At 60.0% G+C, this 13,574-nt stretch carries 14 protein-coding genes and 1 tRNA gene; 11 read left to right on the plus strand and 4 right to left on the minus strand.

Features of this window, described 5'->3' with window-relative positions:
• Positions 1–4 precede the first annotated feature (4 nt).
• The 9 genes from ACZ5C3_RS13170 (at position 5) to ACZ5C3_RS13210 (ending at position 7,031) form a co-directional block, all read left to right on the plus strand.
• Positions 5–1,153, plus strand: coding sequence for a thiolase domain-containing protein (locus tag ACZ5C3_RS13170; protein WP_464038088.1), 1,149 nt, complete (start codon positions 5–7; stop codon positions 1,151–1,153).
• Positions 1,153–1,545, plus strand: coding sequence for a Zn-ribbon domain-containing OB-fold protein (locus ACZ5C3_RS13175; protein WP_464038089.1), 393 nt, complete (start codon positions 1,153–1,155; stop codon positions 1,543–1,545). Before ACZ5C3_RS13170 ends, ACZ5C3_RS13175 begins: the two co-directional genes overlap by 1 nt.
• A gap of 28 nt (positions 1,546–1,573) precedes the next feature.
• Entirely contained in the window at positions 1,574–2,434 is an 861-nt protein-coding gene (locus ACZ5C3_RS13180; protein WP_464038090.1) for a MaoC family dehydratase, read from the plus strand.
• Positions 2,435–2,464: 30 nt separating this feature from the next.
• Positions 2,465–3,337 (plus strand): SDR family oxidoreductase, encoded by an 873-nt coding sequence (locus ACZ5C3_RS13185; protein ID WP_464038091.1) that lies wholly within the window; start codon positions 2,465–2,467, stop codon positions 3,335–3,337.
• Between the two features lie 39 nt (positions 3,338–3,376).
• Positions 3,377–4,309: a dihydrodipicolinate synthase family protein gene (locus tag ACZ5C3_RS13190; RefSeq protein WP_464038092.1), complete on the plus strand. Its 933-nt coding sequence runs from the start codon at positions 3,377–3,379 to the stop codon at positions 4,307–4,309.
• Positions 4,306–5,121 carry an NUDIX hydrolase gene (locus ACZ5C3_RS13195; RefSeq protein WP_464038093.1) on the plus strand — a complete coding sequence of 272 codons (816 nt, stop codon included), beginning with the start codon at positions 4,306–4,308 and terminating at the stop codon, positions 5,119–5,121. The genes ACZ5C3_RS13190 and ACZ5C3_RS13195 overlap by 4 nt, the downstream gene beginning before the upstream one ends.
• Positions 5,122–5,301: 180 nt before the next feature.
• Positions 5,302–6,042 (plus strand): DUF3750 domain-containing protein, encoded by a 741-nt coding sequence (locus tag ACZ5C3_RS13200; protein ID WP_464038331.1) that lies wholly within the window; start codon positions 5,302–5,304, stop codon positions 6,040–6,042.
• A 43-nt stretch (positions 6,043–6,085) separates the two neighbouring features.
• Positions 6,086–6,865 (plus strand): cobalamin-binding protein, encoded by a 780-nt coding sequence (locus tag ACZ5C3_RS13205; protein WP_464038094.1) that lies wholly within the window; start codon positions 6,086–6,088, stop codon positions 6,863–6,865.
• A gap of 89 nt (positions 6,866–6,954) precedes the next feature.
• Positions 6,955–7,031, plus strand: a tRNA-Arg gene (locus tag ACZ5C3_RS13210).
• Positions 7,032–7,102: 71 nt separating this feature from the next.
• Here ACZ5C3_RS13210 and ACZ5C3_RS13215 read toward each other — a convergent pair.
• Positions 7,103–7,363, minus strand: coding sequence for a hypothetical protein (locus ACZ5C3_RS13215; RefSeq protein WP_464038095.1), 261 nt, complete (start codon positions 7,361–7,363; stop codon positions 7,103–7,105).
• A gap of 625 nt (positions 7,364–7,988) precedes the next feature.
• On the opposite strand from ACZ5C3_RS13215, the gene ACZ5C3_RS13220 reads away from it, so the two are divergent.
• Both ACZ5C3_RS13220 and ACZ5C3_RS13225 read left to right on the plus strand, forming a co-directional pair.
• Positions 7,989–8,564, plus strand: coding sequence for a hypothetical protein (locus tag ACZ5C3_RS13220; RefSeq protein ID WP_464038096.1), 576 nt, complete (start codon positions 7,989–7,991; stop codon positions 8,562–8,564).
• Positions 8,565–8,679: 115 nt separating this feature from the next.
• On the plus strand, positions 8,680–9,408 hold the full coding sequence (locus ACZ5C3_RS13225) for a helix-turn-helix transcriptional regulator (RefSeq protein WP_464038097.1): 729 nt from the start codon (positions 8,680–8,682) through the stop codon (positions 9,406–9,408).
• 14 nt (positions 9,409–9,422) lie between these two features.
• Here ACZ5C3_RS13225 and ACZ5C3_RS13230 read toward each other — a convergent pair whose 3' ends face one another.
• The 3 genes from ACZ5C3_RS13230 to ACZ5C3_RS13240 form a co-directional block, all read right to left on the minus strand.
• The gene (locus tag ACZ5C3_RS13230; RefSeq protein WP_464038098.1) at positions 9,423–10,802 is read right to left on the minus strand and encodes an HlyD family type I secretion periplasmic adaptor subunit; all 1,380 of its coding nucleotides are present in this window, start codon (positions 10,800–10,802) and stop codon (positions 9,423–9,425) included.
• Between the two features lie 197 nt (positions 10,803–10,999).
• Positions 11,000–12,757, minus strand: coding sequence for a type I secretion system permease/ATPase (locus tag ACZ5C3_RS13235; protein WP_464038099.1), 1,758 nt, complete (start codon positions 12,755–12,757; stop codon positions 11,000–11,002).
• 128 nt (positions 12,758–12,885) lie between these two features.
• Complete coding sequence (locus tag ACZ5C3_RS13240) at positions 12,886–13,350, minus strand: hypothetical protein (RefSeq protein ID WP_464044746.1); 465 nt, start codon at positions 13,348–13,350, stop codon at positions 12,886–12,888.
• Between the last annotated feature and the right edge of the window lie 224 nt (positions 13,351–13,574).

The raw sequence follows: 13,574 nt of genomic DNA on the forward strand, positions 1-13,574 counted from the left end.
TCGTTTGACCATCAAGGGAAAAGCCTACATCGCCGGGATCTACGAACACCCAACCCGGCACGCACCTGACAAATCCACCGCACAACTGCACGCTGAATGCGCCAAGGGCGCATTGGAGGATGCGGGCCTGACAAAGGCGGATGTGGACGGCTATTTCTGCGCTGGTGATGCACCGGGCGGTGTGATGCCGATGGCTGACTATCTCGGCCTCAAGCTGCGCCATCTCGACTCCACCGAAACCGGCGGTTGTTCCTACATCATCGCGCTCGGCCATGCGGCGGAGGCGATTGCCGCGGGCAAATGTTCCGTCGCGCTTATCACACTGGCCGGCAAGCCGCGCACCGGCCCGATGCCGCCGCGCGCAACCGGACCTGAACTCGATTTCGAAGCAGCTTATGGTGCGACGACCCACAACGCATATGGCATGGTCGCCATGCGACATATGCATGACTTTGGCACCACCAGTGAACAACTGGCGTGGGTGAAGGTCGCAGCCTCCCATCATGCGCAATACAATCCGCATGCCATGCTGCGCGACGTGGTCACGGTTGAAGACGTGCTCAACTCACCGATGATCTCGGACCCGCTGCATCGTCTCGATTGCTGTGTGGTTTCAGATGGCGGTGGCGCACTCGTGGTGACGACGCCGGAGATCGCGAAATCACTGAAGCGTCCGCTGGTGCGCCTGACCGGACACGGCGAGTCACTGAAAGGTCCGAACGGCGGCCGCAATCTCGACCTCACGTATTCCGCAGGTGTGTGGAGTGGTCCACCGGCATTTGCCCAAGCCGGCGTCACGCCGAAGGACATCAAGTACGCGTCGATCTATGACAGCTTCACCATCACCGTGGTGGTCCAGCTCGAAGACCTCGGCTTCTGCAAGAAGGGCGAGGGCGGCAAGTTCGTCGCCGATGGCAATTTGATCTCGGGCGTTGGCAAGTTGCCGTGGAATACGGACGGCGGAGGGCTCTGCAACAACCACCCGATCAATCGCGGCGGCATCACTAAGATCATCGAGGCGGTGCGTCAGCTGCGCGGTGAGGCGCATCCGAAGGTGCAGGTGCCGAACTGCGATCTTGCCCTTGTCCATGGCACCGGCGGCTTGCTTGGTGTGCGTCATGCGGCTTCGACCGCTGTTCTGGAGCGCGTGTGATGACCGATAAACCAAAGTATCCAGCCCCAGTCGGCAATCCCGAAACCGTAGAATTTTGGGAAGCAGCGAAGCAGGGCAAGCTCCTCATCAAGCACTGCACCACGTGCGGTGAGCGCCATTACTTCCCGCGTTCGATCTGTCCGGTGTGCTTCTCCGACAAGACCGAATGGCAGGAGAGCAAGGGCGAGGGTGTGATTTACAGCTACAGCCTGATGCGCAAGTCGCCGACCGGGCCGTATGCAATTGGCTACGTCACCCTCGATGAAGGTCCGTCGCTGCTGACGAACTTTGTCGACTGCGATCTCACGGCCTTGAAGATCGGTCAGCGTGTGAAGGTGGTGTTCAAGCCGACGGATGGCGCGCCGCTGCCGTTCTTCACGCCGGTTGGCTAATAGCAAAAAGAAAGAGACGCGAGGAAACATGCCGATCAAGTACGATGAGGTGATGGCGCTCAAGAATGTCGGCCAGAAGTATTCCTGGACCGATCGCGAAGTGATGCTCTACGCGGTCGGGATCGGCATGGGTGCCGATCCGATGGATCAGAAGGAGCTCTCGTTCGTCAACGAGGGCTACTTCACGCCGCGCGAACTGAAGGTGGTGCCGACGTACGCGTCGGTTGCTGCATGGGGCGCCAGCGCGGGACACATCGACGTCAACCGTGTGATGGTGGTGGACGGCGAGCGCGACATCACCTTCCACAAGCCAATGCCGGTGACCGCGAACATCACGGCGGACTCCAGCATCCTCGGCGTGTTCGACAAGGGCAAGGACAAGGGCGCGGTGATCCTGCGCAAGACCGTGCTCAGGGACGAGACAGGTGAGGCGCTTGCGACGTTGATCGCTTCGCAATTCGCGCGCGGCGATGGCGGCTTTGGTGGCCCGTCCGGCGGTCAGCCCGAGCCGCACAAGATTCCCGAGCGTGCACCCGATATGACCGTGGATATTTCCACGCGGCCGGATCAGGCACTGATCTATCGCCTCTGTGGCGATCGCAATCCACTGCACAGCGATCCGGAGTTTGCCAAGCGCGCAGGGTTCGATCGTCCGATCCTGCACGGCATGTGCACTTATGGCCTGAGCTGCCGCGCTGTGCTGCAAACTTACGCCGATTACGATCCGTCGGCGTTTAAGCAGCATGTCACGCGGTTCTCCTCGCCGGTATTCCCGGGAGAGACTGTGTCGTTCGATCTCTGGAAGGACGGCAACGTCATTTCCATCGAAGGGCGCGTCAAGAGCCGCGGCGTCACGGTGATCAGGAACGGCATGACCGTTCTCGCCTAACAACAACACAAGAAAAGTTTGGAGGCACCAATGGGTCTGCTCGAGGGCAAGGTCGCGATCATCACGGGAGCAGGTGGAGGCCTCGGTGAGGCTTATGCCAAACTGTTTGCGCGCGAAGGTGCGGCAGTTGTCGTCAACGACCTCGGCGGGCCTCGCGACGGCAGCGGCTCCGACAAGGGGATGGCGCAGAAGGTGGTCGAGGCGATCAAGGCGGAGGGCGGCCGCGCCTATGCCAACACCTCGGATATCTCCACCATGGCTGGCGGGCAGTCGGTGTTCGATGATGCCATCAAGCAGTTCGGCCGCGCCGATATCCTCGTCAACAATGCCGGAATCCTGCTCGACGTCACCTTCGCCAAGATGACCGAAGAGCAGTGGGACAAGGTGATGAAGGTGCACCTCAAAGGCACCTTCTGCGTCACCATGCCGGTGTTCAAATGGATGCGGGAGAACGGCGGCGGCGTTATCGTCAACACGTCGTCCACCTCCGGCCTGATCGGCAATTTCGGCCAGAGCAATTATGGTTCGGCCAAGGGCGGCATCTGGGGCCTGAGCAATGTGCTCGCCATCGAAGGCCGCAAGTACAACATCCGGCTGTGGACGCTCGCGCCCGGCGCGCTGACCCGCATGACCGCCGACCTGCCGCGCTACAAGGAAAACCCTGGTGCCGCCATGGGGCCGGACGAGATCGCGCCTGCGGTGCTCTACATGGTCAGTTCCCTGTCAGGAGAGCAGACCGGCAAGACGCTGGGTGTCTCCGGGCCGCGCGGTGTCCGCGAGATGAAAATGCTCGAAATGGAGGGCTGGAAGCCCGGCGGGCCCTGGAAAGCACAGGATATTGCGACCCACGCGAAGGAGATTTTCTTCGACGAGGGCGATAAGATGGCCGCCCGCAGATTCTAAAAATAACGAACTAACGAATTAACGAAAGATTTGATCGACATGAAGCTGACCCATGAGGCGAGCGGCACCATTGCCATCGCGCCGACCCCGTTCTTCGACGATGGCCGCATCGACTATGAATCGATCGATCGGCTGACCGATTTCTATGGTGAAGTGGGCTGCATGGGCGTCACCGTGCTCGGCATTCTCGGCGAAGCGCCGAAGATGGAGAGCCACGAGTCAGTCGAAGTCGCGAAGCGCTTCATCAAGCGCGCCAAGGACAAGCAGGTCATCGTCGGCGTCTCGGCGCCGGGCTTTGCCCAGATGCGCTCGCTGGCTCTGGCCTCGATGGACGCGGGCGCGGCCGCCGTGATGATCGCGCCGCAGCCGCATCTGCGCACCGACGAACAGATCTTCGCGTATTTCAAGCAGGCGACTGAGGCCATCGGCACTGACGTACCATGGGTGCTGCAGGATTATCCGTTGACGCTCACTGTCGTGATGACGCCTTCGGTCATCAAAAAGATCGTGATGGATAGCCCGTCCTGCGTGATGCTCAAGCATGAGGACTGGCCGGGACTGGAGAAGATCTCGGCGCTGCGCGGCTTCCAGAAGGACGGCTCGCTGCGGCCGCTGTCGATCCTGACCGGCAACGGCGCAACATTCCTCGACTTCGAGATGGAGCGCGGCGCGGACGGCGCCATGACCGGCTACGCATTCCCAGAATTGCTGATCGATGTCGTCAATCTGTCCAAGGCCGGCAAGCGTGATGCCGCGCACGATATCTTCGATGCGCATCTGCCGCTGATCCGTTACGAGCAACAGCCGGGCGTCGGCCTTGCGGTCCGCAAATACGTGTTGAAGAAGCGCGGTCTGCTGACGTCGGATGCCCAGCGCAAGCCGGGATCGGCCATGAGCGCGACAGCGCGCGGCGAGGTGGATTATCTGCTCTCGCGCGTTGCGAAGCACGATAAGCGCGCGAACCTCGGATGAGCGATACCCCTTCCCAGGGATCAGACAACAAGAAGGCGATGCGAACCGCCGCCACCGTGCTGTTGTTGCGCGATCGTAGCAACAGCATGGAGATCTTCATGGTGCAACGGCACCATGAGATCGAATTCGCTTCCGGCGCGCTGGTATTTCCAGGCGGCAGCCTCGATCCCAATGACGATTTGATCGCGGCTGATGGCGCGCTCGTGCCGGATCGTTTCGGTCTCGATATTGAGACCGTGGCGATCCGCGTCGCCGGTGTCCGCGAGACCTTCGAGGAAAGCGGCATCTTGCTGGCGCGCGGGAAGGGATCGTCCGCGATCATTCCGGCCGCGCAACTCGCCGATATCGAGCCGCTGCGCGTTGCGCTGGATGAAGGCAAGATCAGCTTCGCGGATATCTTGCGTCAACATGGTCTGGTGCCTGCCATTGATCTGCTGGTGCCGTTCGCGCACTGGATCACGCCGGTCAATTTGCCGAAGCGTTTCGATACGCATTTTCTGCTGACGCTTGCTCCGGACGATCACGTCGGCAAGCACGATGGGCACGAGTCAGTGGACTCGCTTTGGCTCTCGCCACGAGAAGCGCTTGATGGCGCAGCATCCGGCCGCTTCACGCTGCCGTTTCCCACCATCCGCAACCTGATCAAGCTCGGCAAGCTCGGTACGGCAAAAGCCGCGCTCGAATTTGCGAGGGCGACGCCGGTGGTGACCGTGATGCCTGAAATGAGCAAGCGGGAGGACGGAACGCGTCAGCTGCGTATCCCGCGCGAGGCGGGGTATGATGGTGAGGTATTCGACTTTCGAGGTAGTTAATCCGGTCACTGATCGGCACCATCATCGCCATAATTGTTTCGCGGTTTCACGATAGTCAGCAGGTGCGCTCATAGCGTTTTCGAGCGAAGTGGTTCCCGGTTCGCGTGAAGAAAACGCGTCCAAATAAGAATCTGGCGAGCGCGCGCGTCCAATGAGACTCCATCGATGAGATCGTGGAAAATGCTCCTGATCGCCTTTCTCGCACTTCTGCTCGGTCCCATCGGTGTTTCCGCAGCCTCTTATTTTCTGAGTGACCGCGCCTCGGCGAACTGGCAGGTCGCGGACCGTTCGAGCGCGGGCGTCTTGCCGGAAGCGTCTCAGCATCCTGACGCGCTTGTCAGGATCTATGCGGCGCGCACTGTGCGCTGGCGTGGCATCGTTGCGGTTCACAGCTGGATCGTGTTCAAGGAGAGGGGCGCCTCGCGTTACAGCCGTTACGACTACACCGCGTGGGGTGAGCCGATCCGCGTCAACGGCTTCGTCGCTGATGGGCGCTGGTTTGGGCAGTTGCCAGAAGAAGTGTTTCATGCGGACGGCGAGCGCGCGGATCAGCTGATCCCGAAAATTCAGGCCGCGATCGACAGCTACAAGTATCGCAATCTCGGCGACTATCGCGCGTGGCCCGGACCGAACTCGAATACCTTCGTCGCTGCAATCATCGATGCGGTGCCGGAAATGGAAGCGGTGTTGCCGCCCACCGCCATCGGCAAGGACTTTCCTTACGACGGTGCTTGGTTTGGCCGCACGCCATCCGGCACTGGCGTACGCATGACGCTCGGCGGCTACCTGGGGCTTACTGTCGGCTGGTTTGAAGGCATCGAGCTGAATGTTCTTGGCGCGGTGCTGGGCCTCGATATCCGGCGGCCCGCAATCAAGATTCCCGCTATCGGACGGATTGGCATGAGCGCCGCGTCGGCGTAGTCACGTTCCTATCGACGCACAGTTGCGTCTTTGGAATATCCAGATGCGCGCATTTCCTCCCAACCGTATTGTCTGTCTCACGGAAGAAACCGTCGAGACGCTTTATCTGTTGGGCGAGCAGGATCGCATCGTCGGGGTGTCGGGCTATGCCGTGCGACCGCCGCAGGTGCGCCGTGAAAAGCCGCGGGTGTCGGCATTCATTTCGGCGGACATTCCGAAGATCATGGCGCTGCAGCCCGATCTCGTTCTCGCGTTCTCAGATCTGCAGGCGGATATCGTTGCCGATCTGGTGCGGGCAGGGGTGGCGGTGCACGTATTCAATCAGCGCGATGTTGCCGGCATTCTCGCGATGATCCGCACACTTGGTGGCCTCATCGGCGAAGCCGCGAAGGCAGACGGTCTTGCGGCGCAGCTTGAAGAGCGGCTTGCAGCGGTGGCCGCGAATGCGAATGGTGGCGCCCGCCCAAAGGTCTATTTCGAGGAGTGGGACGATCCGCTGATCAGCGGCATTGGCTGGGTGTCGGAGCTGATCGGCATTGCGGGCGGCGAGGATGTCTTCCCGCAGTTGGCGAAGGAGAAATCCGCCAAGGATCGCATCATCGCGCCCGAGGCCGTCATCGCAGCGAAGCCCGATGTCATCCTCGCGTCGTGGTGCGGCAAGAAGGTCGTGCCTGAGAAAATCCGTCAGAGGGCGGGCTGGGGCGAGATTCCGGCAGTCCGCAATGGCCGCATCATTGAAATCAAGTCACCACTCATCCTGCAGCCGGGCCCGGCAGCCCTGACCGACGGGCTCGATGCCGTGGTGGCGGCGCTGCGGGTGTAAGCTCTTGTTCCGAAAAGCCAAAAAAATACAACTCCACACCCGTTTTGGGGCTGGCTTTCGGAGGCTGCTTGGCTATTGTGCGGCCTCACGCGCTCCTAGCTCAGCTGGATAGAGCATCGGATTTCGATTCCGAGGGTCGGGAGTTCGAATCTCTCGGAGCGCGCCATTTCTCAGCAAAATCGCGAACTTTGAGCGTACGGTTTCACCGCTCTCTTTCGCCGAATTAAGTCCCCGGTATCAGCGACGTCCAACACGGTTGACAGGTCCACCGCGGTTCATTGGCGTTCCTGGCCGGACCGCCTCGCGAGCGGCTGCGCGTGCTACAGGGCGTGGCCTTAGGACGACCCCAGGTCGCGCAACGCAGCTTGGTGGATAGCCAACGTATTGGCAGTAAACGACTGCGCCCGCTGGTTCGCTAGTAACGATCATTCCCGTCGAGCCCAACAGGGTACTCAGTGCTAGTCCGGTGAGTGTTAACGACAGTCGAAGTCGATGCATAACGTCCTCCCATGAGGTTGTTTTGCATTCAGCAGTACAGAGGGCCTTTTGGCCGACTGTTCCGGCGTTAGTGAACCGCGACCAGATTGTAGCTAATTGACGTAGATCAACGGGGCGGTATGCCTTGTGATCGCTGTGGGAGGCGGGAGTTCCAATCTCTCGGAGCGCGCCATTTTGTCAGTCATCTGCGAATTCGCAGATTCCGCGCGAAGACAGTTCATTTCGACAAGGTGCAGCCGGCGTCTCTCCACACACGCCGATTGCTGCACGCGCACGGTTGCGTGCGGCGTTTCTCGTCGTGCGATCAACGTGCCTCTAGTTTGGGAATGCGGGGCGAAGACCCGCAACGAATAATGCGCCTGAAGCCCGGTTCGGCATTGGCTGTGTTTGTGTTTGAACCAACGCGTCAATCGAGGTGGCGATGCTGGCAACGAGCGAAATCCGTAACAACTTTTCCCCGGTGCGTGCGCGAATACACGAACGTTAACCATGCGGGAGCGCGCTTTGACAAAGGACGCCTGCTTAATGAGCGCTTAACCCTTTTGGGCGACAGATACGGGATCAGCAGTACAATTAAGTCGTGCAAGAAACGCGAGCGGAAACCTGCACCCGAGGAGGGAATTGCGTGGGACTGCTTTTCATTGGCATGCTGGCCGGAATCTTGGTCGGCTATGGCTTGCTTGCGCCATCGCAGGCGAGCTTGCAGGAGTGCCCTTCGCAAGGCTGTTTCGACAACATCGCGGTCACGCCGCCGATGCAGCCGAAATCAACGCCCCTTGCGAAAAATCCCGCAGTGAAGCCTGCGGTGGCGGTGAAGTCAGGAAAACGATCGGCGGGCAAGTCGGGCCGAAAGAAAGACCTCGTCAAAAATGCGAGCTTGCCGACGAGGGGCAGCACCTCGGTCTCTGATCGTAGCGCTGAAGCATCGGATCCCGTCCTGAACAAGGCGAAGATTTCGATCGCAGCGAAGATGGAAGATCCGGCGTCCGCGGAGTTCAGTGACATGAAACGGGCTGTCAGAAAGAACATGATCGGGCGGCCCGTGGATACCATTTGCGGCCACGTCAGGGGGAAGAATACCTCCGGTGCCGACGTCGGGGACAGGCCGTTCCTGTATCTCGTGGACGATGATGATGCGTACGTTGTCGACGGCAAGGCAAATTCAGCGGCCGCGATCGCGTATCGTAATATTTGCAAGTAGAGCATGAACTGGCGAGAGCCGAACACTGGCCCTTCGGGCGCATATGGCGCAACGGAAGTTACGATCACTGGGAATGCGGAATGGGCGGGGGCGCTCTTTCAAACTCGGGGATCTTATGGACGACCTAACGGATTCCGTAGAGCGGCTCAATGGATCGCTACATTTGCCGGTCCTGGTGATTATCGAGCCTCTGACTCTGACGCGTACCTGTATTCTCAGCATTCTCAGGCGGGAATTGCCTGGGTTCGACATCGTCGAGATGGCGACGACAGACAATCTTGGCTGGGTGTCGAAACGAGATGTCCGCTTGGTGGCGCTCAATATTGGGGACAAGTCCATCGTTGATCCCTCCGTCGAGGATGATCTTGTGCTGCTCGAAGACTTCCATCCGAATGCTTCGATCGCGCTGTTGTCAAATCGTGATGACGAAGTCAGTGCGCTCGCGGCGATGCATCGGGGAGTCCGCGGTTTCATCCCGACGTCGACACCGGTTGAACTCGCTGTCGCCGGTTTGCGTCTCGTGCTCGCCGGCGGGGTTTACAGACCGCTTCCTATCATCGGACACAATGGCGCGCCAGGCCCCGAACGGTCCGAGATGTTGGCGATGGTTCCGGCGGCTGATGTCACGCAAGATGCGATGGAGAAAGCCATCATCGACTTCACGCCTCGCGAGCAACATGTGCTCGCAGCGTTGGAACTGGGTCTTCCGAACAAGCTCATCGCCGCAAAACTGAATCTTTCGGAGAACACCGTGAAAATGCACATCCAGCATATCATGCGGAAGTGCTCCGCTCGCAATCGCACCGAGGCGGTGCTCCGCTGGAGTGGTCGGTTGTCGGGTTAATAATTAGGCGTCGCTCAATCCTCGCGGAATGCACTGTTAAATGTGTCGAGCAGAGGCCGCAGCGCGTAGAGTGCGACTGTGCCGCTTCCGGTCTTGATGAACACCTGTGCGGGCATTCCGGGAATGATCTGGATGTCGTTCTCGGTGATCCGCGGATCCTGCACACGGATTTTCGCCGCGTAATATGGCTGGTCAGTCCGCTTGTCGGTGAGCCGATCGGCGGATACGTGCATCACTGTTCCCTTCAAGTGCGGTACGCGGCGCTGATTGTAGGGCAGGAGATGCACATCAGCATTCAGTCCAAGATGAACCACATCGATGTCCTCAGGCCTGACGCGCGCGATCACGATCAGGCGGTCCTGCCGTGGCACCATATCCATGAGCGGGGCGCCGGCCGCGATCACGCCGCCGGGGGTATGAACCCGCAGCTCGGTGACCACGCCGTCTTCACGCGCCTTAACTTGCGTTCTGGACAGCTGGTCCTCGGCTGCCCGCAATCGCTCACGCAACTGAAATATCTGGTTTTGCGCCTCGCGCAGGGATTGTGCGATCTCGTGTTGCCGATCGCTTTCGAGCTTCAGGTGCGTCGCGTGAGATTCGCTGATCACTTGTCCGGCGCGCGAAATCTGCGCGGCGATCTCGCCCCGGCGGCCCTGTATATCGGCCACCTCCCGTTCGAGGCTAAGGAGGCGCGGTCGCCGCTCGAGGCCCTTGCTAACGAGGGTGGCCACCATCTCCAGTTCCTCGCGGGCGATACCCACCCGCTGCGCAACTGCGGTCTCTTGCGCCTTGAGACCCTCAATCTCCTTTTCGACCTGTAGCCTCTTTTCGCGAATGACGGCAGCCTGCGAATGAAAGACCTGTCGGCGCGATTCAAAGATATTCCGCTGCGCTGCAAGGATCGCCGCAGCAGATGCACTTTCGCTCCGTGCCGTCTCCAGTTCAGCGGGAAACGATAGCTGCTCTTGCCCCTGTTGCTCGGCCTCAAGCCGCGCTTCACGTGCCGCGGCATCCCACAACTGGCCCTTAAGGCTCTGCACCTCGGCCCGGGCCCTGGTGTCGTCCAACGCGATCAGTGTCTGCCCGTCGTGCACGACGTCGCCGTCGGAGACCAGAATTTCCCGAACGATACCGCCCTCGAGGTGCTGAATTGTCTTGCGGCTCGACTCCGATTCCACGACGCCTGAAGCGATCGCGGCGCTTTCGAGCGGCGCGAAGCCGGACCATATTCCGAGACCCAGCACAAAGCAGATGACCAGCAGATTGCCTGCCAGGGTGACGCTACGAAGCCTGCTGCGAGGTGAAATCGGCGTCGGTGCAGAGCACCACGCAAACTCGAGAGGCTCGAATTCGTCAATCGCGGTAATCGTGACGCGGCTTCCTCGAACGGGCATGCTCGCCGCATATAGAAAGGATAGAGGATGGCTTGGCTTTTTCCGGCGCGGGCCAATTGTGGGGACATAACGTTTCGACATCGCGAGGAGGGCGGAGCCAAGCGGCGGAAGAGATCCCAAAAACTTCAAATGCGATATCTTTGCTCGCTCTAGGAGGAGAGCGGGCGACAGCACCTGCGTGTTTTGTCGTCTCCAGGTCACGACACAACTGGCTCCGCTGGTATGTTCGCGTGCGATACGACTTGGGGCCGGCTCAAATACCTCTCGAAGATATCCTCGCTCTCACCGAACGCGGTCAATGTGCCGTCCTCCAAGATGGCAATCTTGTCCGAGGCCGCGAGGATACCCATTCGGTGCGTGATAATGACCACCGTGATGTTGGCGCTCTTCATTTGTTCGATTGCATCCACGAGGACGCGCTCGCCCGTGTAATCCAGGCTGGCGTTTGGCTCGTCGAGAACCACAAGGCGGGGATCGCCAAAAAAAGCTCGCGCAAGGCCGAGGCGCTGACGGTACCCCCGTGAAAAAAGCAAGCCGCCATCGGGGATAACGGTGTCGTACGCCTGGGGCATGTTCATGATGGTCTCATGAATTCCAGCGAGTTTCGCCGCGTCGATAATTTTCTGCGGATCGGTATCGTCCAGCCGACCAATGATGTCCTTTATCGTGTCTCCAAACAGATTGATGTCTTGCGGTAGGTATCCCAGGTGACGGCTCCCTCGCGCCTCGCGGAAGACCGACACGTCGATGTTATCGAGCAGGACGCGTCCCTGCGTTGGCGCAGAGATTCCGGCGATGATTTGTCCAAGTGTTGATTTGCCCGAGCCCGATGGACCGATGATGCTCAGGCATTCTCCAGGCGCGAGACGGAACGAGACGTCGTTCAGCAGGAAATCGCCGGACGCCGGCAGCACGAGGCCAACATTCTCGACGATGAGCCCGCTCCTCGGTTGCTCCAGCGGAACGTCTGTGTTGTCAACGGCAGCGGGAAGGGCGGCGAGAATGTCCCTGAGCCGCCGATAGGCACTGAGAGCCGCCTCGAGCGATTTCCAGCCAGCAATCGCGCCCTCGATCGGTGCGAGCGCGCGGCTGAACAGCAGTGTCGCGGCAAAGATGATCGCGGGACTTTTCCCGTAATCGAGGACAAGCCACGCGGCCGCGCCCATGATCAGAACCGGCGCCAGCGCGCGTATCGGCTTGGCGACGAGCATGAAGATCTCGCTTCGCCGCTGAGCCACGTCGTGCTCGCGTCGTTCGGCCTGGGCGTTCTGATAGATCAGGCGCGCGGCGCCGTCGAACATCCCCATGGTGCGGATCAAGCCAACATTGCCGACGGCCGTCGCAAGCCAGCCATGGCTTCTGAACAATGCTGCGCCGGACCTGGCAACCGCATCTTTGGTGAAGAGGTCGCTGGCAAGGGTGAGGCCGAACAGCAAAAGCACGCTGCAGGCCCCGATCACTCCGAGTATTGGATGGACGAGAAAAAGAACACAGAGGAAGAGAGGAGCCCAGAGCGCGTCAAACAGCATCAAGGAAGCGTGGGAATCAACGAACTGACGCAGAACGGTGAGATTCCGATACGTTTCAGATGCTCGCGCGGGATCACACCGGAAGGCGCATTCGAGACTGGCCGAGAGCACGGAAGGACGAAGCCGGTCTTCGAGCCACGCACCGAGCCGTCCCAATACTGCGCGACGTAGTGCGTCGAGTATTCCTCCGACAACGACCGTGACCGCAACGACCACAGTGAGCATCAGAAGCGTGTGGTCGCTCCGGCTCGACAGAACCCGATCATAGATCTGAAGCAGATAGATGGCAGGAGCGAAGAGCAGCAGATTATAGCTGCAACTATAGGCGAACACGAGCCCGAGGGAGCCAGCGCAGGCCCACAGCGCCGCCTGCAACGGAGCCTGAGACGGCGGTACGCTGTGTAAGCGGAGCGGCGGCATCAGCATTATCCTCACCGCCAGAAATCTGAGCTTCGACCTTGCTTGACAGGCAATCCGACGAACGACGGCTCGATGAGCGCCAATAGGACCGGCGGCACGTGCCGCCGGTCGCTGCAAGTCATACGAACCATCGGTCAGCTAATGCCAAATTCGACATTGCCACCCAACGCGAAGTTGCCGTCTCCGCCGTAGCCGCCAACGCCGGCCACCACTTCCTGATGTTGGTCCGCGGAGAAGTAGTTCTTCTGCTCGGCCGTCGTATTGGCGTACACCTTGGAGGTGTCATAGCCGCTGCTCGAGCTCTGATCTCCGTTCGACTTGGCGTCACCTCCGTAAGCCTTCGAGAACTTGAAGGCCTTTGCGCTTCCAGCGTCGGCGTCCCAATACGCTTTTTGACTGACGTGATCGCCGGTGGTGACCTTAACCTCGGCGCCGCTGGCTTTGTTGGATGGATCGAATTTGATAGTCGGCTGATTGCTGATGCTTCCCTTGAAGCTGCCATCACCGCCGTTTCCTGCACTCTGACCACCGGTGCTGATCGATTTGAATGAGATCGTGTCGGTGATGTGGGGCAATGACTTGACCACGGGCATTGTCATGTGAGCCTCCGTGCTGTGTTGGTTTTTGCATCATCCATTCCGAGCGGGGATGACGGATGTGCTGGTCAAGTGTGGTCTCCGCCTCTTGAGCAGAATAGATGCCAAATTGGATGGCACGCGGTTCGGGTGTACGCACGAAAGACTGACATACGTTGACGCCGCTCGCTGCGTCGTCCGGAAAAGTCGCCGGCGCTTCTGTTCGATCATGCGCAACCCCGGAACGG

This window comes from Afipia dichlorophenoxyacetatis (assembly GCF_055386385.1).